14 protein-coding genes and 1 pseudogene are annotated in these 22,997 nt (G+C 34.7%); 6 read left to right on the forward strand and 9 right to left on the reverse strand.

Annotation, left to right across the window (positions count from 1 at the left end; genetic code table 11):
• Nucleotides 1-286 precede the first annotated feature (286 nt).
• Nucleotides 287-1,369, forward strand: a complete 1,083-nt coding sequence (locus ACP6PM_RS34845; protein ID WP_426591447.1) for an ATP-dependent 6-phosphofructokinase — start codon at nucleotides 287-289, stop codon at nucleotides 1,367-1,369.
• An 803-nt stretch (nucleotides 1,370-2,172) separates the two neighbouring features.
• Here ACP6PM_RS34845 and ACP6PM_RS34850 read toward each other — a convergent pair.
• The 3 genes from ACP6PM_RS34850 to ACP6PM_RS34860 all read right to left on the reverse strand — a co-directional run bounded on the left by ACP6PM_RS34850 (nucleotide 2,173) and on the right by ACP6PM_RS34860 (nucleotide 5,236).
• Nucleotides 2,173-3,315: a M14 family zinc carboxypeptidase gene (locus tag ACP6PM_RS34850; protein ID WP_426591448.1), complete on the reverse strand. Its 1,143-nt coding sequence runs from the start codon at nucleotides 3,313-3,315 to the stop codon at nucleotides 2,173-2,175.
• 963 nt (nucleotides 3,316-4,278) lie between these two features.
• Complete coding sequence (gene fabG, locus ACP6PM_RS34855) at nucleotides 4,279-5,046, reverse strand: 3-oxoacyl-[acyl-carrier-protein] reductase (RefSeq protein ID WP_426591449.1); 768 nt, start codon at nucleotides 5,044-5,046, stop codon at nucleotides 4,279-4,281.
• 37 nt (nucleotides 5,047-5,083) lie between these two features.
• Nucleotides 5,084-5,236 carry a hypothetical protein gene (locus tag ACP6PM_RS34860; RefSeq protein ID WP_426591450.1) on the reverse strand — a complete coding sequence of 51 codons (153 nt, stop codon included), beginning with the start codon at nucleotides 5,234-5,236 and terminating at the stop codon, nucleotides 5,084-5,086.
• Between the two features lie 20 nt (nucleotides 5,237-5,256).
• Between ACP6PM_RS34860 and trxA the strand changes: the two genes are divergently transcribed.
• Together trxA and ACP6PM_RS34870 are read left to right on the forward strand one after the other, a co-directional pair.
• Complete coding sequence (gene trxA / locus ACP6PM_RS34865) at nucleotides 5,257-5,577, forward strand: thioredoxin (protein WP_426591452.1); 321 nt, start codon at nucleotides 5,257-5,259, stop codon at nucleotides 5,575-5,577.
• A gap of 228 nt (nucleotides 5,578-5,805) precedes the next feature.
• Complete coding sequence (locus tag ACP6PM_RS34870; protein WP_426591453.1) at nucleotides 5,806-7,239, forward strand: proton extrusion protein PcxA; 1,434 nt, start codon at nucleotides 5,806-5,808, stop codon at nucleotides 7,237-7,239.
• Nucleotides 7,240-7,595: 356 nt separating this feature from the next.
• On the opposite strand, the gene ACP6PM_RS34875 is transcribed toward ACP6PM_RS34870, so the two are convergent.
• From ACP6PM_RS34875 to ACP6PM_RS34895, 5 genes are all read right to left on the reverse strand, one after another.
• Nucleotides 7,596-8,582: an NAD-dependent epimerase/dehydratase family protein gene (locus ACP6PM_RS34875; protein WP_426591454.1), complete on the reverse strand. Its 987-nt coding sequence runs from the start codon at nucleotides 8,580-8,582 to the stop codon at nucleotides 7,596-7,598.
• Between the two features lie 331 nt (nucleotides 8,583-8,913).
• Nucleotides 8,914-9,489, reverse strand: coding sequence for a hormogonium polysaccharide biosynthesis acetyltransferase HpsU (gene hpsU, locus ACP6PM_RS34880; protein WP_426591455.1), 576 nt, complete (start codon nucleotides 9,487-9,489; stop codon nucleotides 8,914-8,916).
• Between the two features lie 417 nt (nucleotides 9,490-9,906).
• Nucleotides 9,907-13,137, reverse strand: a complete 3,231-nt coding sequence (locus ACP6PM_RS34885; RefSeq protein ID WP_426591456.1) for a type ISP restriction/modification enzyme — start codon at nucleotides 13,135-13,137, stop codon at nucleotides 9,907-9,909.
• 842 nt (nucleotides 13,138-13,979) lie between these two features.
• Entirely contained in the window at nucleotides 13,980-14,930 is a 951-nt protein-coding gene (locus tag ACP6PM_RS34890) for a glycosyltransferase family 2 protein (protein ID WP_426591457.1), read from the reverse strand.
• 194 nt (nucleotides 14,931-15,124) lie between these two features.
• Nucleotides 15,125-16,057: a glycosyltransferase family 2 protein gene (locus ACP6PM_RS34895; RefSeq protein ID WP_426591458.1), complete on the reverse strand. Its 933-nt coding sequence runs from the start codon at nucleotides 16,055-16,057 to the stop codon at nucleotides 15,125-15,127.
• 259 nt (nucleotides 16,058-16,316) lie between these two features.
• Between ACP6PM_RS34895 and ACP6PM_RS34900 the strand changes: the two are divergent.
• From ACP6PM_RS34900 to ACP6PM_RS34910, 3 genes and pseudogenes are all read left to right on the forward strand, one after another.
• A pseudogene (locus ACP6PM_RS34900) lies at nucleotides 16,317-17,793 on the forward strand (RNA-guided endonuclease InsQ/TnpB family protein).
• A gap of 252 nt (nucleotides 17,794-18,045) precedes the next feature.
• A complete protein-coding gene (cobU, locus tag ACP6PM_RS34905; RefSeq protein ID WP_426591459.1) occupies nucleotides 18,046-18,609 on the forward strand; it encodes a bifunctional adenosylcobinamide kinase/adenosylcobinamide-phosphate guanylyltransferase in 564 nt (187 codons plus the stop codon).
• A 280-nt stretch (nucleotides 18,610-18,889) separates the two neighbouring features.
• Nucleotides 18,890-19,366: a hypothetical protein gene (locus tag ACP6PM_RS34910; RefSeq protein ID WP_426591460.1), complete on the forward strand. Its 477-nt coding sequence runs from the start codon at nucleotides 18,890-18,892 to the stop codon at nucleotides 19,364-19,366.
• Between the two features lie 469 nt (nucleotides 19,367-19,835).
• Here the strand turns inward: ACP6PM_RS34910 and treY are convergent, their stop codons facing one another.
• The gene (gene treY, locus ACP6PM_RS34915) at nucleotides 19,836-22,682 is read right to left on the reverse strand and encodes a malto-oligosyltrehalose synthase (RefSeq protein ID WP_426591462.1); all 2,847 of its coding nucleotides are present in this window, start codon (nucleotides 22,680-22,682) and stop codon (nucleotides 19,836-19,838) included.
• Nucleotides 22,683-22,997 lie beyond the last annotated feature (315 nt).

Genomic DNA, 22,997 nt, shown 5'->3' on the forward strand with positions numbered 1-22,997 from the left:
GAATCAGTTGCGAGAATAGGGATGTTCCTTAAAAAGATAGAAAATAGCAGTTATTATATTCATATATATTCGTTTTTTTCTTCTTTTCTGTTGCCTATTCCCTATTCCCTAAAAGTCTCCAATATCTCACAACTGAAATATGATTGCTATAGTTTGAGTATAGTTAATTAATGTGAAAAACTATAGAAATACTGACAATTGATTGATAAAATCAACTCGGCAGTTTCCACCTCAGAGTTGAAACTGTCAAAAATTCATATTCTTTATAATAGATAAAATCATAATTATGGTAGAGCACAAACGTATTGGTATCCTGACCAGTGGGGGAGATTGTGCAGGCTTAAACCCCGCAATTCGGGCAGTAGTTTACCGTGCTGTGGGAACTTACAGTTGGGAAGTTATGGGGATTCGCCAAGCTACTCAAGGATTGATGGAGCGTCCGCCACAAACACTCAAACTAGAGATTGAAAAAATTGACCCATTACTGATGTCAGGTGGGACAATTTTAGGCACTACAAATAAAGGCGACCCTTTTGCCTTCCCAATGCCAGATGGTACTTTGCACGATCGCTCTGAAGAAATTATTGAGGGTTATCGTTTACTTGGACTTGATGCTTTAATTGGTATTGGAGGCGATGGTAGTCTGGCTATCCTCCGCAAACTTGCTCAACAAGGAAACTTAAATCTAGTGGGTATCCCCAAAACTATTGATAATGATGTTAGCTGTACTGAGCTGTCTATCGGTTTTAATACTGCTGTCAAAATTGCCACAGAAGCACTAGACCGCTTACATTTTACTGCTGCTAGTCATAGCCGCGTTATAATTTTAGAAGTAATGGGGCGGGATGCGGGTCATATTGCTCTGAATGCTGGTATTGCTGGTGGTGCAGATGTAATTTTGATTCCGGAAATTCCTTACAAAATAGATAACATTTGTAACTATATCCGCAAACGTCAAGATTTAGGCAAAAATTACTCTTTGGTTGTTGTAGCAGAAGCAGTGCGGACTGAAACAGGAGAGTTGGTGACACAAGATGATTTATTCGGTAAATCTCGATATGGTGGTATTGGGCATTATCTAGCGGATAAGGTCTGTGCTTGTAGTGATGCGGAAACTCGTGTTACGGTCTTAGGTCATATTCAACGGGGTGGTGTTCCTTCCCCTACCGATCGCTTAGTTGCTTCAGCCTTTGGAGTGGCAGCAGTCGATCTGATTGCTGAAGGAAAATATGACCAGATGGTAACTTGGCAAAATCGACAAGTTGTCAGTGTGCCAATTGCAGAAGCAATTGCTAAGTACAGAGCAGTAGACCCTAATGATACTTTGGTCAAAACTGCTCGAGGCATGGGTATTTGTTTTGGAGATTAAATTGTCACTCTACGAACTAAACTGTAGAAAATCATGACAGTTAAATTAAAGAATTTTTCCGAGATAATTTTCTGAATTTACAGGATAGTTTATTGTTTGTTTCTTTATGAATATTTATCTCAACGTTGGTTGAAGACCCGCGCTCTCCTGACAAGGGAGCGTCCCATGGGAAAACCAATCAATGTTGCGGTTTTTCCAATAGTGTGCTACTGTTTTTAAAGGCTGCTGGGCTAGCAGTGTCAGTCTGTGGAGCGACCCTAAGACCGGAAAGAGGGAAGGGCCTCGGAGGCAGGTGCTATGAAGCAGAAAGCACCTATCAGCAATGTTAGGGAATCCCGCGCTGTCACGCAAGTGCAGCGTCGGGAGGATGTCAAGAGGGTTTGGTCTCCTAATATTATGTTTGGTTAAATAGTTATTATAATTAAAGTTCGTAGTAGGGCTTCACTCCTATCTAAAGTTCGAGCTGAAGCCCTACTACAAACCATATACTTTATTATAAGTGACGCCGTGTGCAACTTTTTCCAACCGACTAAATTTAGAGAGTTGTGAGAACCAGACTTTCCGCTCTTGACCCAGAAACGCTGATTATTCCGTAGAAAGTTGCACATCGCGTAAGTGATTATCCGCAATTCCTAGCTCCCCTGGAGGGGGCACATGATATAACCCCTACTATTTTCTCTATCAATATTTATCAAAAAAATGGGGTAGCGCAACCTCGCTTTTTAAGGCGAAATGTTTTTGGAGAGTTGCTCTAATCTCCATTACAAAAACAACTTCTGACTTCTTTAAGGGGGTTGGGGATACTAAACCCCTATCATAATTCCTAATACATAATCTCCTTGATTGACAGAATGATTGGTTGAATTATCTAAAATTAAACCATCTGTTTGTGCCAAAACATCTATTACTTTTGGTAACTCTTGATTTTTGTTGAAATTCAATATTTGATAAATTCGCTGATTTTGTTTAACAATTGTACCCGGTCCGACTCGATTTTGTATCATGCCACCTACCGGAGCATAATAACGTTTCATATCTTCTCTAGGAATTAAATTTATTTGGTTATTTAATATTTCAGTTAAGGGAAATTCTGCTATTTTTAATATACCTTTCTTAGCTAAATAATTTTTCACTCCCTGAATACCTTTTGCCACTGATTCGGGATTCATTTTCATTCCAGAACCCAATTCTAATGTCCATGATTCTATGTCAAATTGAATTGGTTTCCCTAAATCTTTCAAACTCCTTTCTAAAGCTAACCAAGGCTTCAAAAATGCTTCATCAAAAGCATCTCCATCATATTCTCCATCTCTCATTAAAATTCCATAATCTAGGATAAATAATTTAGCACTTTCTTCTCTACCATGAAAGCAATAAAGATAATCTAAACTTTGATTTGTTGAACTATGTAAATCGATTACATAGTCTGCATCTAAACATAATGATTGAAGTTGATATCTATATTGTTTATAGAAAGGTGTACTACTAGAAGAGTTGATTTTTTCTAACTGCCCATTAAAACTGCATAAAATTTCCTGGCGATAATTATTTTTTATTTCAGTTTCTGTTAAATCAATTTGAGTTTTAGCAAAAGCTTCGATATCTACATCTTCCTTTTCATAATCCCAAAATATCCGGTTCCAATCTTTGCCATCGTAACTATTATATCTACCTGAAGAAAATTGATGCGACCGAGCATTAACTCCTTCGGGATTACACACAGGTAGTAATAATATTTCTCCTATTAGTTGACTATTATCCAAAGTCATTAAAAATTCTATCAAGTTATGAATAACAGCATTACCACTTATTTCTGCTCCATGTAAATTTGCTTGTATATAAGCTTTTTTTCCCGTTTGACTTCCAGTGAATTTATAAATTTGTAAATACAGAAAATCCCCAGAAGCAAGTTGTCTTAAAGGTATAGTATAAATATTTGGTTTCATCAATTTTTTTTAAGTAATAGAGAAGTAGCGCAGTATCTTGCTTGCGATACCAATAGGGTGCGTTATACGGCTAAAATTTAAGCTGTGAAAGGCATTTAACAATCCGTCTTCAATAATTAATAATTAATTATTACCTCTTCTTAAAAAGAAGAGGATTGGTTAAAAGGGAAATTTTTTCTTTTTTTATCCCTGAAAGGAGAGGCTTTAAACCTTAGTTTTTCGGTAACGCACCATTTTAGATGTATCAGTGGAGTACAAAAATTATCAAATTTTCTGACTTTTGCCTTTTGACTTTTAACTTTTAACTTTTGATTTTAATTAGTGTTTGCTGATTAAATTTCAAAGCACTAACAAATAAAGGTAAGTGCTTTTTTGGAGCAAAAAAAGTGCAAATCTTTAAGCTTGAGTGACCAAAAAGTTAGGATGAAAGGCAGACAAGCACAGAAAAATCACTCTGACAATTATTCCTCCTACTTTCTCTGTCTTCCCACACTCTGCTGTGGTAAAATAATAAAGTTGGTAAATTCAATACCTCAAAAGCTTAACTTTACATAGCATCAAACGCACTTTATAAAAATAAAGTTGGTAAGTTTTTGTAAGCAAATTAATAAACTTACATAAAACCTCTATTTTATCGAATAATTAAAGTTGGTAAATTTTTTGGGTGTATAGTTGCCAATATTTATAGCACTACGCAAATAGGGCGCGGACATTTCTAAATCCTGAAACCTTTTGATAGTCAACTGTTCCCAGTTAAGTGTTCCCTATTCCCGATTCAAGTAGCGCTATATATAAAAGTATTATCGGTTATTAAGCAGTAAGGATAAACTTAAGATAGTACAAATTCTCCCTTAAGTCTACCAACTTTATTATTAACTTACCAACTTTAATTATCCTGCTATATCTGCTTTTTTTCAGCAAACCCTAATTATCAATTATCAATTATCCATTATCCATTATCCATTAAGCCATCACCATTCCCCCATCCACATTAAACACTTGACCTGTAATATAATTGGCCGCAGCATCAGCAGCTAAAAACCTAATCATACCTGCGACTTCTTCTGGAGTACCATAACGACCTAAAGGAATAAACTTAACAATTTCCTCATAATTTTTCAGGTCTTTCGTCATATCAGTAGCGATAAACCCTGGGGCAACTGCATTTGCTGTAATCCCTCTATTAGCAAGTTCCTTTGCTACAGTTTTAGTAAAGCCAATTACTCCTGCTTTTGCTGCACTATAATTAGCTTGACCAGGATTACCCATTTGCCCAGTCACCGAAGCAACATTAATAATACGCCCACTCTTTTGTTTCAGCATAATTTTACTCACAGCACGAGTACAAAGAAACACCCCAGTCAAATTTAGGTCTATTACTGACTGCCAGTCATCAGGTTTCATCCGCAATAGTAAACTATCGCGGGTAATACCAGCATTGTTAACCAGGATATCGATGCGACTCCACTTTTCCATAACTTCTTTGACCAGGGTATCCACTTCTTCAGCTTTAGAAACATCTGCTTGTAGCGCCATCCCACTGCCACCCGCAGCAACTATTTCTGCCACTACTTCCACAGCAGCACCACTTGATTTAGCATAGTTGACAACTACATTAGCCCCTTCCATTGCTAATGCTAAAGCAGCCGCCCGGCCAATTCCTCTTGATGCACCTGTAATTATTGCTACTTGTCCTTTTAAACGTTGTAGTGTTTCGGGTAATGCTTCCATAATTAAATCCTTTTTTCTGAAATTAAACTAACTTATCTTAGGAGATTATGGTTTGTTGCGTTAAGTTAATATATTTGAAGCCAGAAGTCATAACCAAGAAGTCATAAGGCGCTAAATTGGAAGTTAAATTGTTACTGCGACTATACTTGAGAATGTCTGTGCCAGTAATGGCGACTGCTATAATACCCATAACCTAATAAATTTTTGCTTATGACAGTTAAAAAGAAGTTCAATAGTTTTGATGAACTACTTGCTGGTTCAGATTTGCCTGTTTTAGTCGATTTTTATGCTACTTGGTGTGGCCCTTGTAAAATGATGACCCCTATTCTGGAACAGGTGAATGAAGATATGAAAGATAAAATGCGAATAGTTAAAATTGATACTGACAAATATCCCCATTTAGCTTCAAAGTATAATATTAATGCTTTGCCGACTTTAGTTTTGTTTAAAAATGGTCAGCCAGCAGACAAGATAGAAGGAGTGGTAGAAGCAGCGCAGTTAGTTCAACGCTTGGGGAGTTTAATTAATTAAATTTTATTGAAGAAATAGAGATAATTTGATTTAGATTATTAGAATATTTATTGCTGACATTAAAAGAAAAAATCTGCTCAGATTGCAGCTAAGTTAATCAAAGTGTAAAGATATTATTTTTAACTGGGTATTGCTTTTGATTAAAGCTATATAAATGTTCATTATAGATTAGATTGTCAGTATATTATATATGGCAATCTAATTGAATTTATCATAATTTTAAGAAAGATGGCTATTTATCCCTGGAAGCAATTTAAACTGTCTATGCTGAATGCTAACCAGTGGTTCCGAGAAACTCCTGAAAGAGCTTTGGATATAGCTTATGATGCTGCTCTCAAGATAAAGGCTATTGAAGAGGAACATTTTGCCGGGCAAAAGATTTCTACTGAATCGGTTAATTATAGTAATAGTGCTAAATGTTATTTGAATTCGGAACTGAAGCGATATTTAAAAATTATTCAAACTAGATTAGCTGAATTTAATACAAGTGTTTCAGTGGTAGGTCTTCTTGACCAAAAAAAGGTTGACGAGCAAGGGGATAAATTTAATCAATATTACCAGCAAGAATTTCAGGATAAACCATCGATAATTTTGGAAAAATTAGAGTTTATTGAGCAAGTAACTACTCGGTATCGTCAATCTTCAAAGCCTCAACTTCAAAAATCAAATGCTCTTGTAGAAATTCCTAATGCTTCATCCTCTGTAGCTATAGTATCTAGTCAAGATAATATCAATCATTATTCCAATAATATATTGTCTAATTTTTCTCAAAATCAAAATAATTTAGAAGAACTGAAAAAGGATACTCCTGAAATAAGTTTCTTACCGCGTTCGCTCTTAAATACTCTAAAAAAAATTAAAAAAGAGTTAGATCCTGAAGCAGAAGATGAGGTAATTAAAAAGTTCAGAAAATCTAAAGTCAAGACTATTACTTCGATTAGATTTGTCTTGCTGTTGATTTTAGTTCCTTTACTTATGCACCAGTTATCAAAAATAACTATTGTGGGTTATTTGGTTGATAATTTTATTCCACTACCTCATAAACAAGAAGAAATTTTTCTCAACCCTAATATGGAAGAGGAAGCTTTGATTGAGTTGCATCAATATGAGGAAAAACTTCATTTTCAAATGTATTTAGGCAAGGCTCCACAATTATTTCCTGAATTATCTGAATCTGGAAAAGATTTTTTTGAAATACCTAAGTCGGAAAGGGAAGAATTAATTGAACACAAGGTAGAAGAAAGAGCCCAAGAAATAGCCTGGGAATATGAAGTTAAAGGTAATAGTGCGATTAAAAATATTTTTTGTGACCTAATATCTTTTATTACTTTTGTCGTGATTATTTCTACGAACAAAAGAGATGTTCAGGTTTTAAAATCTTTTATGGATGATGTTATATATGGTCTTAGTGATAGTGCTAAGGCATTTATTATTATTTTGTTAACTGATATGTTTGTGGGGTTCCACTCACCTCATGGTTGGGAAGTAATTTTGGAAAATATTACTAGACATTTTGGATTACCGGAAAGCAGAGATTTTAACTTCCTATTTATTGCAACTTTTCCGGTGATTTTGGATGCCGTTTTTAAGTATTGGATATTCCGTTACTTAAACCGCAGTTCTCCTTCTGCAGTAGCAACTTATAAGAATATGAATGAGTAATACCAGACTTGAAAAAAGAATGTTATAAATTTTATAGGTAAGGAAAAAGGCGTTTAGTTATCTAGGAGAGAGGTAATATCATGTCCGGTTGAATACTTATAAATAATGATCGAGGAGTCAGGAGTTAGGAGTTAGGAGTTAGGAGTCAGGAGTCAGGAGGGAAGAAGAAGGAAGAATAAAGAAAAAATTAGAAAAATTCCTAAATGTTATTTCTCAATCACATAAACAAGTTTGCAGAACAACTAAGTAGTTAAAATCAAGATGTTCTATTTGTAGCAAACATTTATCACGCCTAGTATAATATCAATTAATAATATTCACATTAATTGATACTAAAATACATTGAGCTATTAATCTTAGCTCAGTTTATAGAGCTTAAGCACTTCATCAGGAGTATTTTTAATCCAATCAACCATTTGCTTAACTCCCTCTTCAATATTCACTTGATGTTCATATTGTATTATTTCCCTAGCTCGGTCATAAATACCCCAGCTTTTAGTCAATTCACCAGGTCTTAATGGGAGTATTTTGGTTTTAGGTTTAATTCCAGTTACATTCTCAATAATACTTAGCAACTCAGCAAAATTTGTTCCTTTGCCACTACAAATATTATAAAAGAATGCTCCTTGTTTTTCAGATTGTGCAGCTAGTACATAAGCCCTTGCAATGTCACTTACACTAACATAATCTCTGACTTGATTTGCAGGTTCACCAAAAATAGAAATTTCTTGATTTTTTAACACATAAAGTGTATATAGAAGAACCTCATCAAGTGTTACTGGACTTTCCCAAGGACCATAAATGTTAAACTTCCTCAAACAATGTGCTGTATATCCATAAGTTCTTGCACCTGACAACACCTCTATTTCGCCTTGAAACTTAGTTTTTGCGTAGGGAGATGCTGGTTCTGGGTATATACTTTCTGTTATTGGCAGTTTATCTTCCGTTACTGCACCATACACTGCTGCTGAGGAAGCATAAAGTATTTTTGGAACACTAGCTGCTACACAAGCATTAACAACATTTTTTGTACCTAGCGTATTAAGACTAAAATCATCATTCATGTACTTGACACTCCAGGGAGTATCAATGTTTGCTGCTAGATGAATTACTAAATCAGCCCCTCTTAAAGCTCTTGGCCAATCTCCTCCCAAATCCCGAATATCATTTTCGATTAGTTCAACTAATTCTAATTCTTTTTTGTTTCTGAGTCCGGTACGCATATTGTCAATCACGACAATATTATCAGCTATTGGTTGAAACTGAACAATTATTTCTCTACCAACGAAACCAGCTCCTCCGACAATAACTACTTTTGAAAATCTTTTTTTGAGACCTACCACTTATCCTCCTTGGTCAGTTATTTCCTGAACAAAAAAACAATATAGACAGGACTTACGCAGAGACACTATATATAGCGTTTAAAACCTATAACGTTATAGATATGTAGTGCTTAAAACTTAAAAATGCGTAAGTCCCGATAGAATTAAAACATAATCTTCTCTAGTGAGTCAATTTAGATTTTATTAACATTAATCTCTATTCCCTCTTTTCTGTTACCTACTTCCCCAGAATTTTCTACCTCATCAAGTTGTCAACTACTATAATTTTCAAGGGATAGGGTTGATTACTCACCATAACTTTAGTCTGGAGAGTAGTCAATTATTTGATGTCTCATATCTTAATATGTCTTGGATAACGAGGTTGACAAGGGGTTCCTAAACAAACTTGACCAGGAGGCATATCTTTAAATACACTACTCCTAGCGCCAATAACTGTATTAGCACCAATATTAACACCAGGACCAACAAAACAATCTGCAGCTACCCAAGCACCATCTCCAATAGTAATACTTGCGGTCTGTAAACCAAATGCAGGGTCTTCTATATTATGACTACCAGTGCAAAGGTAACTTTTTTGAGAAATAACGCAATGTTTACCTATTTCGATACTCTCAAGACTGTATAAAACCACGTCGTCTCCTATCCAACTATAATCGGCGATCGCTATTTTCCAAGGATAGGTAAATCTGGCGGTGGGGCGAATTAAAACTCCTTGACCAATTTTGGCTCCAAAGAGATTTAATATTAGTCGTCTCACACCATATAAAGGTTGAGGAGTTAAGGGAAAGGTAATTGCTTGTACAAACCACCATAGTAGTACAAACCAACCTGGTTTACCTCGGTCATACCAAGATTGATTGTATTTGCGAAGATCGACCCAAGATTCTGTTTGTTGGTTATTTGTCATTGGGAGTTAAATTTTTTTAGGCTTGACTCTTAATTTAGGAAATTTTATAGTATTGAGATGTTTAAATTGGGAAAATAGTATTTTTTTTACTCTTACCGTAAAATTGATAAAAACATCCTACTATATCTTTATAAGTATATTACTACAGAATAGTTAATTTTGAAAGGCTTATTCAATTTATTTTGACTGTGGAATAGATTAATGAATTGAGTCAGAAAAAGAGCAAACCTCCAGAATAATTTCATCTATTTCTGTCATTAGTTTTCTGGTTTGTCTAGTGGGAATAATAATTTTTGCCGACTTATTGTTTGTGGGAAAGGCAAATAGTTATTTTGGAAAAGTTGAGAGAATTTTGGCAAATTTTCCGACCTATATATATAGGTAAATGAATTTTTTATCCTTGGTTTGACTGTGTGACTATCTGAGGGGAAAGTCGGACAGAATTTCATCTATTTGTGTCATTAATCTTCCGGTTTCTCTCAGAGCAACAATAATTTTTTGATACTGATTAATTTCTTCATCAGATAATTCCCGGTTAGCTTTTTTTCTGTCTTTGAGCCATTTATCTAAAACTTGGTAGCTACCAATTTTAAATTCCCATACTTTTTGACTGACCCCTGTGAAATAACAATTTTTGTTAATCCATACTTTTTCATTTGTCGGTTCATATTTAATTTCTTTCACTAGATTTTTACCATCCCCTTGATAATCAATAGTGGTTTTTTCTTCCTGATGGAAAACTGGTAAATTTTTGAGTAAATGTAGATTAACTAATGCTTCTCCTTGAGTTGTTAATTGTTCAAATAATTGATTATTGCTTGTGAGGGGAAGGCGAGGAAAGTCTATTTGTAAAAATTCAGCATATCTTTGTCGATAAGTAGGGGAATGAAATATAGCATAAGCGTAATAAAAGATATTTTCTGGTGTGGGGATATATCCTAATTTTTCTTGGATGGCAGTTAAGAATTTTGAGGATAAGTTGGCTGTTTTTTCCACAAATAAATTTGTTTGCCCGCTTTCTATATCTGGGTATATGTAGAGAGGGAAATAATAACTTATTTCTCTTGAATGAATTGAAATACAGTTTCCATCTCCTATATTTTCAGTCACTAAACAATGTCTAAATCCTGCCTCTTTTTGTTGGCGACATAAAATTAACGCTAGATTTTCTGATTGTAAATGTACCATCACTTCACCCCTTGGTCTATCAACCAAATCCTGATGATTGTAATAGAATCTTTGATCGAAAGGACGATATAAACAAGTGGTTAAGTAAGTTTGCCAATTGAGGTTATTAACTAGCAATTTTCTTTTAGCTGAAATTTTCCAGCTAGGAGTATCTTTAAGGTTATATCTATTAGATATTTGTTCATCAGTTATCGTTAAATCCCGAAAATCCTGGATTCTTTTGAGCAGTACATCTCTATCAAAATCCATAACAAAATTATCTCTGTGAGTTTTAATTCCTGTAGAATTAACCGGGCAAATATCTATGACACTCCACCCTTGATTATATTCTTCACTCAAATCAAAGTCTTTAGGAGAAAAAAAGAAATTAGGTTGAGAGGGTTTTAACTCTATCCAGTCAATATCATCAAAATCAACCCCCTCTAAAAATTTATATTTATCCTGTCGCTTTCCCCATAAATCAAAATAAAAAACATCAGCAGGTAACTTCACACCATCTCTCTTTTTATAAACCACCGAAAAAGCATCAGGTTCACTTTTTTCCCTAACCGCAATTAAAATTGCCACACCTTGTTGAATATCAAAAACATTCTCATCAACTTCTCCATCCGGTGTCGTTTCTTTTAACAAAGAATTGCCATGTAAATCCATAATATAGAGACTATCAAAATATTTTAGTAGCTCTTCTCTCATCCCCCGATGAATTAAACCATTAATATAAGAATGATTAGTAATCAAACCTATTACCCCATGCCCAGTTTTTTCTATCTGGTCGTGAGCAAAACGAATAAACTTAATATAATCATCATCAAGAGGTTGAATATTCTTTTCTCCCTCCAACCTGACCCTACCTTTATATCTTTCTAAAAGTTCACCAATATAAGTTAATTCTGTTATCTCTTTTCCTGCTTTACCTGTTTTATAAATCTTCTCCCATGTCAAACCATTATATTTAACATCTGCCAAATATTTAGTATCCTCCTCTAATAGTCTCTTCCGCTTACTAACATTCTGCGAACTCACAGAATAAGGAGGATTTCCTAACACAACAAAAATCGGTTTTTCCTCCTTAACCTTTGCTGCTTGATTAGCTTCTTCAGAAATATATTCACTCAATAACAAACTAGACTTTTTTATTCCCTCATCCAAAGCATTAGTCAAGAAAATATTTAATCTTTCCTTCTGCTCAAAACGATAACCCAAAATCTCCAATAATAATCCCAACTTTAAATGAGCAATGGCATAGGGAGTCATCAATAATTCAAAACCATATAACCGCTTTAAAACTTGTGCATCTCTTAACAGCTCATTCCAACGATTTGCACCATATTTCTCAAAATTAAAATAGATTTGTTTAATTACCCGATATAAAAACGTACCAGTACCCGTAGCAGGGTCTAAAATTGTTACTTTTCGACTACCTAAACCATATTCCAAATCAAAATATTTATCCAAAATATGATTAACTGCTTTGACAATAAAAGACACCACAGGTTCAGGAGTATAATAAACTCCTCGACTTTTTCTCAAAGATATTTCATAAGCAGCTAAAAAAGTTTCATAAAAATGAACAACCGGGTCTTCTTTTCTAGTTTCCCGACCAAAGTTTTCCAGAATATTCCCAATGTCAACTTTAGCCAAAAGTTCTATCAAAATTTCAATCGCCCAGTTAATTTTACTCACAATATCTGTGGCAATAACCGTACTAAACAAACCCTGTAAAAAAGGAATCTTATCACTAATATAAATACTTGCCGTTTGACGATTAAAATTAGAATTACCCGTATTTTGAGCATGACCGACTCTAGCAGTAAATAATCCATAGGTTATAGTTTGAGCATACATATCTGCAAAACTATTATTATCCAAATCTGGCAATAACAATTCTTGAAAAACTTGCTTAAGTGCAGTTAACTCTCCCGTTTCATTTTCAATTTTTAATGCTTCTTCCAAACTATAACAAACGACTTTAGTTTGAACAGCCATTTGTTGCGCTAAATCATTATAGTTATTAATAACTTTCTCTTGATAGCTTAAAAATGATTGGATTAACTGAGTAGTTTTTTCTAAATTATTACTAGGAATAATTTTTTGATTTTTTACTTCACCTAGACTGGTCTCAAGTTTTAACTTACCCTCCTTATACCAACGAAACTCTAAGTAATTAGTTAAAATGAAATTTTCACCTACAGCAGATTCTAGATATCGTTTTAACTGGTCAGTTGATTCGATTTTTTCTAAATTTTCACCAATTTTTTTTGCTTCAATATAACCAAGTAAATTATTATTTTTCCGAACAGTAAAATCTGGAATACCAGCTTGATTTCCAGTTTCTTCAATATTGGCATTAATTCCCAACATTTCACCCTCAATCAGATTTTTTAAAGCAGGATAGTGGGTACGCTCACTACCTTTTTCCAGATTCTTCTCTAATTCTTGTAAATAGTAGTTAAATTCCATCAATCCGTATTTTTAACAAATATTGCTAAGATATTATAATAGAAGAAAAATTATAAGAGACCATTTATCAACAAAATATTAAATATAGAATACTACCACAACAAAAGTAGGGATTTAGTCACCAAACCCCTACAGAATGTTAGCTATACTTTAGTCAAAATTATATTCTGATTTGATGTCGAAAATAACTTAATTTTCTAATTTTTCAGGTAATAGAAAATTAGGTAAGGAAAAATCAAGAACTAATGCCAGTTTGATAAATTTTTGCTACAAATATTTAGGTTACTGCTGAGGAGTCAGGAGAAAGGAGTCAGTCGCCAGGATAAATAACTTAAATATCCTTTTTTCATCCCAAGCATTTGCAAATTTTTTTTTGAAATTAGTATAATCCCATGCCGGAAAAAAGAATGCTATACTTACTCAATAATTCACTTCTTAAGTAAGAAATAAGTAAGAGTAATGTTTTTAACAATTTATTGGCAAAGTACGAAGATATCTTATGCCGAATAACCCTACTCCCCCTGACCCACTCTCAAAAAAATGAAGCAAATATTTATAAATTTGGTATAATACCAATTACCAAAAATAATGGAATATCTTAAATACTGTCACAAAAAAAGTAGGCGGTTTGGTCTCAACACCCCTAATACTAGCTGTATTTTAGTCAATATTCTACTCTTATTTTATAATCGAAAATAACTTGAATTTATAATTTTTTAGGCAAGTGAAAATTAGGTAAGGAATTATAAAAAAATAATACCAATTCTTCAAAATAATGCCAGACTATTCAAATACTGCCACAAAAGTAGAAGGTTTGGTATCCAAACCCCTACAGATTTATTTTAACTACTACTTGCTGAATCTACCTGAGCAACTGCTTGAGGATTAGTAGTTTCTGGTTTCTTTTGAGTAACATTTAACTGACCACCACAATCTTTAAGCTCATAAAGCTTCACACCAATTTGATACTCATATTGACTCAATAACCTACCATAAATATATCCTGCTTTACCATCTAAAAATCCTAGTTGAATAAAGTAGAATAAAATAAATCTCAGGAAAGGTTTAAATGGCAACCTCACCCATATTTTCTTGAGAAAACGTTTCCGTTGTACCGCATCTCCAAATAAACTAGCACCAATAGTTCCACTATCACCCTGACCAGTCAATAGATTATAATGTACGCGCGCTTCCCAATTAGAATAACGGTTATGTCTTTCTATCCAGTGAAATAAATCGCGAAAATCTTCGTGAAGCATATCATTTTTCAGATATCCCACATTGCCAGTTAAAACAACGTGTTCGTGTACCTCATTATCCCCAGTATTCCGAACACCCTCAGTTTTCAAGTTTTCGTAGCGACCTTCTTTATGTTTAAATAATCTGAGGTTCCAATCAGGATACTTTCCACCATGACGAATCCATTTTCCTAGAAAAAATACTCTACGGTTGAGATAATAACCATTATAATTTGGATCTTGAATAGCTATAGCAATTTCATCCCAAAGTTCTGGGATAATACGTTCGTCACAATCAACAATTAATACCCAGTCATTCCGAAAAGCTAAATTGTCTAAAGACCAGTTCTTCTTTTTCGGCCAAGTACCATTGAAATAGAACTGTACTAGATTTGCTCCATAACTTTCAACTATTTCGGCGGAGCGATCGCTGCTTTGAGAGTCTACAACAAATATTTCATCTGCTCTAGCTACACTTTCTAGACAAGCAGGTAAATTTTGCTCTTCGTTCTTAGCGGGAATTAGAACTGATACTGGTATCTTAGATGATGTCATAGTTAAAGAATTTATAAATGGGAATTACCTTAATTTATCGTCGCTACGCTCCAAAGGTTTTAGGTATTCGATGCTAGGGGTTGTTTTTTCTTCCTCACCCCAGAACCCTATCCTCTCGGTTGTTATCCTGAGTTTTAGATGGTACAGTAAACTTTTTTCGCCCATAACCTACAATCTATAACCTAACACCTTCTTCAATGTCTTGGATTTATTGATGTAGATATGATACCCTGAATTGCTGCACCTAAATAGCCTATTTGACCATAAGCATAGACAAAATTATCAAAACGTTTAGCTGGGTCTGTAATATTTTTTAGAGACTTATACATACCTCTAATCATTCTCTCACCCCCCCGGGATAGTTGGCCTAAACCTGCTTTACCAGCTAGTTGTTCTCGGTAACATTCACTAATACCTTGCCACCAACCTCGTTCAATAAACCAAGAAGGTTTTACCCTTTCTGGTGCTACATTATGAGCAACTAATGCTTCTGGCAGATAGGCTACTTGCCAACCTTGCTTTATTGCTAATTCTGTGGTATGTAATTCTTCGTTTGATAATAATTTTTTGCCAACTCGACCCAAGTTAGTGTCAAAACCACCAATTTGTTCCAGAAATGTCCGATGAATTGAATAGTTTAAACCTCTAGGAGTCAAACCAGGTTGTTCAATATATACAACTGAATCACCAAGGTTATAGTAACCTAAATTTCCTGATAATTCTGAAGATAGCCATTTGGGGGGGCTGATTCCTTCTGGCCAAATCAAGGTGACTTTACCGCCAGCAATAGCTAGTTTATCGTTACTTTGATAGGCTTCGTGCAGTACCCTTAACCATTGAGAACTAGCAACAGCATCATCATCAAGATAAGCTAAAATTTCAGCACTAGCTGTTTTTGCGCCTGTATTTCTAGCCACAGATAATCCTGTGACTGGTTCATAGATATATTTAACTTTGGGGTTGGGAAGTCTTGCTTCTACTACTTCACGGGTACGATCTTTTGAAGCATTATCTACTACTACTACTTCAAAGCTACCAGGAAAATCCTGTGCTAACAGGCTATCTATTGCAGCTCCTAAGTAAGTGTCCCGATTATGAGTACAGATAATGGCGGAGATTAGGGCCATAGTTAGTTATAATTTTTTTACTTTGAAGTTGTTGTGGATCTTGGCCTAATTTGCTGTTGCATAATTTATTATCCTTCATTTTTTAGTTTACCGAAAAAGTCTGAGAGCTTGAGAGCCATGTGACTTCAGTCCAGGGATTAAAAGCGATACGGCGATTTTAACCCCCAGTCAACATATTCTATCACTATTTTCTATTTTACTCTATCTGTGTTAGAGTAAATATATCTAGAGAACGAGGGTAAATGGTTGATGCCTTACTATGCATGAATTCAAGATTAAAGCGAAAAAAAATCAATATGCTCTCATCGATGAAGCAATCAGTATAGGTCAATTTATCCCCAATAAATGTATCAGATTGTGGATGGATGAAAGAGGTACAGGAAAAGCAAAATTATATAAATATTGCACTCTCTTAGCTAAATAATTTGTTTTTGCAAACAAACTTAATTCACAAGCTAGACAAGCAATGGCTGAAAAATTCTGGTCATCTATCTCTAGATTCTACGATAACTGTCAGAAAAAAATACCAGGACTCAAAGGATATCCAAAATTTAAGAAACATTCTCGCTCAATTGAGTATAAAAGCACAGGCTGAAAGTTATCACAAGATAAAAAATATATAACTTTCACAGATAAGCTAGGTATAGGAAAGCTCAAGTTAAAAGGGACTTGGGATTTGCATTTTTATCAGTTAGAATAGATTAAACGAGTCAGGTTAATCAAGAGGGCGGATAGTTATTATTGTCAATTCTTAATTCAAGCTGATATTATAGCGCTACGCATTAAGGTTACGACATTTATAAATCCTCAAATCCTTTGATAGTCTCCTGTTCCCAGTTAAGTGTTCCCTATTCCCGATTCAAGTAGCGCTATAATGTTCAAACTACTCCTAGCCAAAGAGCAACTGGCTTGGATTCAGGATTAAATTATTTCATTGCTGATAGTTCTGGAAATGTTGTTGAATCTCCAAAATACTATCGAAAAGCTGAAAAAAGATTAAGCCGATTAAATAGGAGAAAGTCTAGAAAATACCGGAATTCAGGTAAAGGAAAAAAGGGAGCAAAAATGTTAGAGCTTCCCAAACAACGACAGTCAAATAATTATCACAAAGCTAGAGTTTCGATATGCACGGAAACATTTAAAAGTAAGTAGGCAGTGTGAAGAGTTTGTCAAGAGAGTGGCAAACTGCATCATCCAGTCTAATGATTTGGTCGCCTATGTAGACGCGGATCGGCCTGCCGAAGGCTGATTTGAATGTAAAAACCATGATCAAAAATTGGCATTTAGCTAAGTCGATAAGTGATGCAGGATGGTCAACTTTTAGGCGTTGGTTAGAACATTTTGGTAGAAAGTATGGAAAAGCAACTGTAGCGATTCTGCCATATAATACTAGCCAAAACTGTTCTAGTTGCAGTCAGACACTCAAGAAGTCTCTATCAACTCGCACCCACATTTGTCATCATTGTGGGTTTGTAGAAGACACAAACTTAAATGCAGCGTTGAACATTCTGCAAAAAGGACTTTCTACGGTGGGGCACACCGAAAGTAACGCTTGGGGAGACACACCCTCTAGTTGTGTTGGAGAAATTCTGGATGATTATGGTGAGTCATTGAACCAAGAATCCCCATCGCCAAGAACGCGGGGAGGTCAACTTGGATATTTAATTCTATTCCCATTGGCACTCCACAGACTAAAGTCGCGTGGATTCGTGACTAGGAGCTGTAAATCGGGTTAAAACCACGATTTTCACATTGCTCGAAACAACGACATTGCCAGTACCTTACCGTGGTACGTATACAGCAGCATTCCACGCTTACGGTGCCAATTGCCACTACTCTCTCCGGCCATGCATACCATTGAGGCTACTTTTAAAGTTATTAGTTAATAATAACACATTTTTTTGACTTGACGAACGGGTTAAAACCTGTCGAGTCGTTTCCCTCCAGCCGTTAAAACTGGCTGGTTTCACACTTACCGAAAATTTGAGATGAATTCTGCTTCACCCACTTCTGATAAATTAATTTTAGTCACTGGTCCTGCTCGTTCTGGTAAAAGTGAGTGGGCAGAAAGTTTAGCCACTAATTCTAGAAAAAAAGTAATATATATAGCTACCTCTCAAACTAATGCTAGTGATTTAGAGTGGCAAACTCGAATTGAACAACATAAAAACCGCCGTCCCCCTGACTGGATAACTTTAGAAATACCTGTCAAACTATCAGAAACTTTGGCTGCTTATTCTGATGCAGATTCTTGTATTTTGATAGATTCTTTAGGTACTTGGTTAGCTAATATTTTGGAACAAGATGAACAAGCTTGGAATGAAACTTTAGAGGCACTAATTGAAAGTTTATTCAAAGCTAGTGGTGATGTAATTTTAGTAGGTGAGGAAACAGGTTGGGGAGTTGTTCCTTCTTTTCCTATGGGACGTTTATTTCGCGATCGCCTTGGTAATCTTATTCGTAGAGTGGGAGTCATTTCTGAGTCTGTTTATCTGGTTACTGGAGGTCATGTTTTGCATCTTAATGCTTTGGGTGTACCTTTAAAATTTTAATTCTTAATTAATTCTCAAGGAATGAATGGTTGGGTTTGAACCAGAATTTTAATCAGAAAAGTTACAATTAAATTAGATATTAAGGTATTAATACCGTTTTACAGAAGTCAAAAGTCAAAAATTAGGATTGATTTGGCGGAAAACTTTAACTAACAATAATTTTAGGTAATTCTTTCATACTAATTGTGTGAAATAATTTGTGATATTATTTTGGATAATTGGTATAACTAGTTGTAAATATCTCTATATTAAAGTAGAAAATAATCGGATCTTAAAAGTTATGGCATCCCGTAGTCAAATCAGAAAATACATTGCCTATTGGTTTCAGTTAGGCAAGAAAGTATTAATTAGTAATGGCCAGGAAGCTATAAGACCTCAAGTTGTAATTTCAGGCGATCGCTACAGTCAAGAATTTGAAGAATGCTGGCAGCAAATTTTATCTTTTGAATCAGGAGATTGTTATTTAGAAGGAACGAACCAAACAATTCAAGAATTATTATCTCCAGAGTGGGATATTAGTTCTTGTGCCCGTTGTGCAATGCCTATCCCATCTCATGTTAAAGGAATGCCTCCTGAGTGCTGTCCATGTTTCGATTTACCTAACTGGCCTGATACTGAAACACCATTGCCACGAGAGCCTATTTGTAGTAAATCACATTTGCTAGGTATTTGTAAGCGATTGTTAAGTATTAATCAGAAAGAAAACATTGATACCCACGATCGCAATTCTGAAAATGAGGAGTTTAAAGTTTCTTGAGGAAGTTGTTTTTCTTCCTAAGAAGAATAGACAAAAATCTCTAGGGCAATATAGTGAGGGCTGGCTGATTATAGCGCTTTTCATTAACATAGAATACAGAGATTTTGCCTTAAAGGCACTTATGCTGAGGGCAGAAAGAAGCGGTGTTATCCTGCGGGGTGCGACATACGCAAGCGGTCAGATCCCGTGGGGTGCGTTAGACGCAAGCGGTGCGACCACGCGGGATGCGACAGCTCGCTTCCGGAACGCGCACCAAGAGAGGGAATGCTGACCAGGAGAGGGAATGCGCACTCCTGTGAGGCAGAAGTTTTGTAGTCAACATTTTGGAAAACCGCTATAATTTCTGATTTGTGAATTCTACCCAAACCCATGCATACTTTTTCAGCAAATCCTAATTATCGAAATTATCCAAATTTTTACCTAGAAAATTTTTAGGTTTAAACTTACTTTTTCACTCAGAGACCTATAGTTAATTATCAAAATCAGAAGCATTACTTGTTTTACCACCCTCATTAATTAATAATGCTACAGGGAAATGACTTAGCACATCTCTAATCCACAAAGTATCCTCTTGTTCCCCTTGTAAAACTTGTTGAGTAATCACATTTTTCCACACTAAAGAAGAACCTGAAGGTAAACAAATTCGTGTTTCATGCCATACTTGTTCACCTAAAGGATATTCTCCTTCTTGCACCAATTTAGTTAATAATCTAGGGGCAATAATAATAGCTGTAGTATCTCCCCATTTTCTGGAGAAAGCAACTATATGATCTTTCAAACTACCCATAACAATTAACTTTTGGTAATCTCCACGTTGAAATAATTCAACATACTCTCGACGCGCCTGCAAAGCTTGATAAGTTAAAAACATTTTAATCTTACCAGTCTCTGGAGTTATCAAAAGTTCCTCAATTAATCCCAAAATATCTGACTCTATTTTTGTCTTAATTTCCTGGAGAAACTCTACCCTTTTTTCAAAATCAATAGGACGACGGTTATCAGGATCGACAAGACACAAATCCCATGATTCTGTACCTTGATAAATATCAGGAACTCCAGGAGAAGTAATCTTCAGAAAAGTTTGAGATAAAGAATTCAAAATTCCATAATGTTGAACCTTACGTTGCAAAGGTCGGAAAGCTGCTAAAAATTCATTTTCTTGTGAATCTTTGAGTAGACTTTCTACAAATTTAATCAATGAATTTTCATAACTAGAATCTGGTCTCAACCAACCGGTATTAACTTTTGCCTCTCGTATTGCTTTAATAATATATTCTTTAATCCTTTCAACAAAAATTGGATATTCAGTTTCATCAAAAGGAAAAGCTCCCAGTAAAGTTTGATATAAAAAGTATTCATCATTAGGTGCAGGAACATCTAAACCTCCAACACAATCTTTTTGAGGAGCATTAATTTCCTGCCATTTTTTCAGATAACTTTCCCACTCTTCAGGAATTTCTGAGAGTACATTAATTCTAGTTCTGACATCTTCCCCTCGTTTCGTATCGTGAGTAGAAGTTCCATTCATAGCATGGGGCCAATAAGCAATTTGATGTTGATTAAATCCATGAAATTCATCAATTGAAACTCCAAATTTACTAGGAGTTGAACCAACTTCATTCAGAGAAATGAGGCGATTATAGATGTATAAAACAGTATCTTCTACACCCTTTGCCATTAAAGGTCCGGTAAATTGTTGTAAACGCATGACAAAGTGTAGCCAATTATCTTTATCTTCCTGGTTTAAATATTCATCAAATTCTAATAAGAGAAACTTCTCAATAAAATTTAATTCATTCAAAAGTTCATTGATAAAAGTAGGTATTCTTTCTTTCGTTTGAGCAATTACTCCTTGAATACATTCCCGGTCAGCTTTACTTACCCCTTCTTTACTAATGTAAGTTCTATATACAGGAAATACTGACATAACTTCTACTAAAGCAGCTTTTAAACCAAAAGTCGTAAAATCACTAGCATATCTATATTTACTAGAAATATCCTTCAGTAAATGAGCTAAATTATCAATATCTCCAGCCAAATGCTTATTAATAATTAGTCTTTGATTTTCATCGACTAAGTGTTCATAATTAGAATTACCTCGAATAAACCGAGAGTAAATTTGATTAAATTCTTGTTCGTTGGAATTGTCACACAACAGACCATTTACATAATTTAAAAAGTCATAACCTGTAGTTCCTTGAACCGGCCAATTAACAGGTAGATCTTCATCAGGTTCGAGAATTTTTTCCACAACAATATATGGAGCATCTGCTTTTTCTCTGAGTCTGTTTAAGTATTGAGCAGGGTCGTATAATCCATCAATATGATCGATTCTCAGACCTGTAAATTTTTGCTCTTTCAACATTTCTAAAATTAGAGCATGGCTAGTATAAAAAACTTTATCGTCTTCTACTCTAACTGAGATTAAATCGTTAACTGTAAAAAACCGTCGATAATTCAATTCTTCATTACCAACCTTCCAGAAAGATAAGCGGAAATATTGATCGGATAATAATTTATCCAACAAGTCAAAACTTTCTGGTTTTCCTGGAATTCCGTTGAAAGTATTTATATTTTCTTCAATGAATTCTTTAATATCTAAATTTTCATTCCATAACTCCCACAACATTCCTTTAATAAAGCTAATTTGGTCGTATCTTTCTCTACCTTCCGAGCCAGAAGGAATGTATTTTAAACTATAAAGAACTCCCTGGAACTTAACAAAATCTGGGTTATTTCTGCCTAATTTATTTTTTAATCTGCCTATATCGTATGTTAAAACCTGAGTATAAGAATCAATTTTGAGGGGAAACTGATGATCGTAATAGTTAACAGTTAATCCATTTTGGGCATACTGTAGTTGTAATTCTCCACTTTCGAGACAGTCTCCATAAAACTTGCCTAGAAATGGAGCTAAAACCCGACCTCTAATACCTTCATAAGGATGATTCCAATCAATATCGAAATAGTCTCGGAATTGAGAGTCAAAACCATTTTCTAATACATCAATCAGAATATGGTTTTGGCTATTAAATGCCATGTGATTTGGCACAATATCCTGTAGCCATCCCAGCTCATAATTTTTTATTTCTGCTGCTAGATTTTCAAATTTTTCTTTACCTCCTAATTCAGGATTAAGTTGATTAGGATTAACTACATCGTATCCATGGGTACTGCCTGTTTTTGCTTTGAATATGGGAGAAGCATAAATATCAGAAATTCCTAGTTCAGCTAAATATGCAACTATAACTTTAGCTGCTTCAAAGTTAAAACTAGGAGTAAATTGAATTCTATAAGTCGCTAGTGGAATTCGCATTGTTAAAATAGATATAGGTTATGATTAATTAACTGTTATGTTTTTTTCTAATTTATGATTTTACCTTTAACAGATAAAATTGTCTTTGTTTTCCAACTTGAGATGTGTCCTATCTAGAACTTAATATAAACTTATAGTAGCAATATAAACTCAAATTGGTTAACTCATGGTAGTTTTCAAGGGAGGAGGCAAATTTACCTTTCTCCTCAACCTTCTCCTACAAGGATACGGCACTAATTAAATTTAGTTCTTAAGTAGTCATAAGAGACTGTTTGTAAAACAAATCTTAAGAAGACCCAGAGCTTTTAGCAGCAA

The organism is Dapis brunnea BLCC-M229 (genome assembly GCF_050015995.1).
Taxonomy (GTDB): Bacteria; Cyanobacteriota; Cyanobacteriia; order Cyanobacteriales; family Microcoleaceae; genus Trichodesmium.

Bases quoted from the DNA above. Each gene is read 5' to 3' on its own strand.
- ACP6PM_RS34845 (WP_426591447.1), top strand. From the start codon at position 287: ATGGTAGAGCACAAACGTATTGGTATCCTGACCAGTGGGGGAGATTGT.
- ACP6PM_RS34850 (WP_426591448.1), bottom strand. From the start codon at position 3,315: ATGAAACCAAATATTTATACTATACCTTTAAGACAACTTGCTTCTGGG.
- fabG (WP_426591449.1), bottom strand. From the start codon at position 5,046: ATGGAAGCATTACCCGAAACACTACAACGTTTAAAAGGACAAGTAGCA.
- ACP6PM_RS34860 (WP_426591450.1), bottom strand. From the start codon at position 5,236: ATGGGTATTATAGCAGTCGCCATTACTGGCACAGACATTCTCAAGTAT.
- trxA (WP_426591452.1), top strand. From the start codon at position 5,257: ATGACAGTTAAAAAGAAGTTCAATAGTTTTGATGAACTACTTGCTGGT.
- ACP6PM_RS34870 (WP_426591453.1), top strand. From the start codon at position 5,806: ATGGCTATTTATCCCTGGAAGCAATTTAAACTGTCTATGCTGAATGCT.
- hpsU (WP_426591455.1), bottom strand. From the start codon at position 9,489: ATGACAAATAACCAACAAACAGAATCTTGGGTCGATCTTCGCAAATAC.
- ACP6PM_RS34885 (WP_426591456.1), bottom strand. From the start codon at position 13,137: ATGGAATTTAACTACTATTTACAAGAATTAGAGAAGAATCTGGAAAAA.
- ACP6PM_RS34890 (WP_426591457.1), bottom strand. From the start codon at position 14,930: ATGACATCATCTAAGATACCAGTATCAGTTCTAATTCCCGCTAAGAAC.
- ACP6PM_RS34895 (WP_426591458.1), bottom strand. From the start codon at position 16,057: ATGGCCCTAATCTCCGCCATTATCTGTACTCATAATCGGGACACTTAC.
- cobU (WP_426591459.1), top strand. From the start codon at position 18,046: ATGAATTCTGCTTCACCCACTTCTGATAAATTAATTTTAGTCACTGGT.
- ACP6PM_RS34910 (WP_426591460.1), top strand. From the start codon at position 18,890: ATGGCATCCCGTAGTCAAATCAGAAAATACATTGCCTATTGGTTTCAG.
- treY (WP_426591462.1), bottom strand. From the start codon at position 22,682: ATGCGAATTCCACTAGCGACTTATAGAATTCAATTTACTCCTAGTTTT.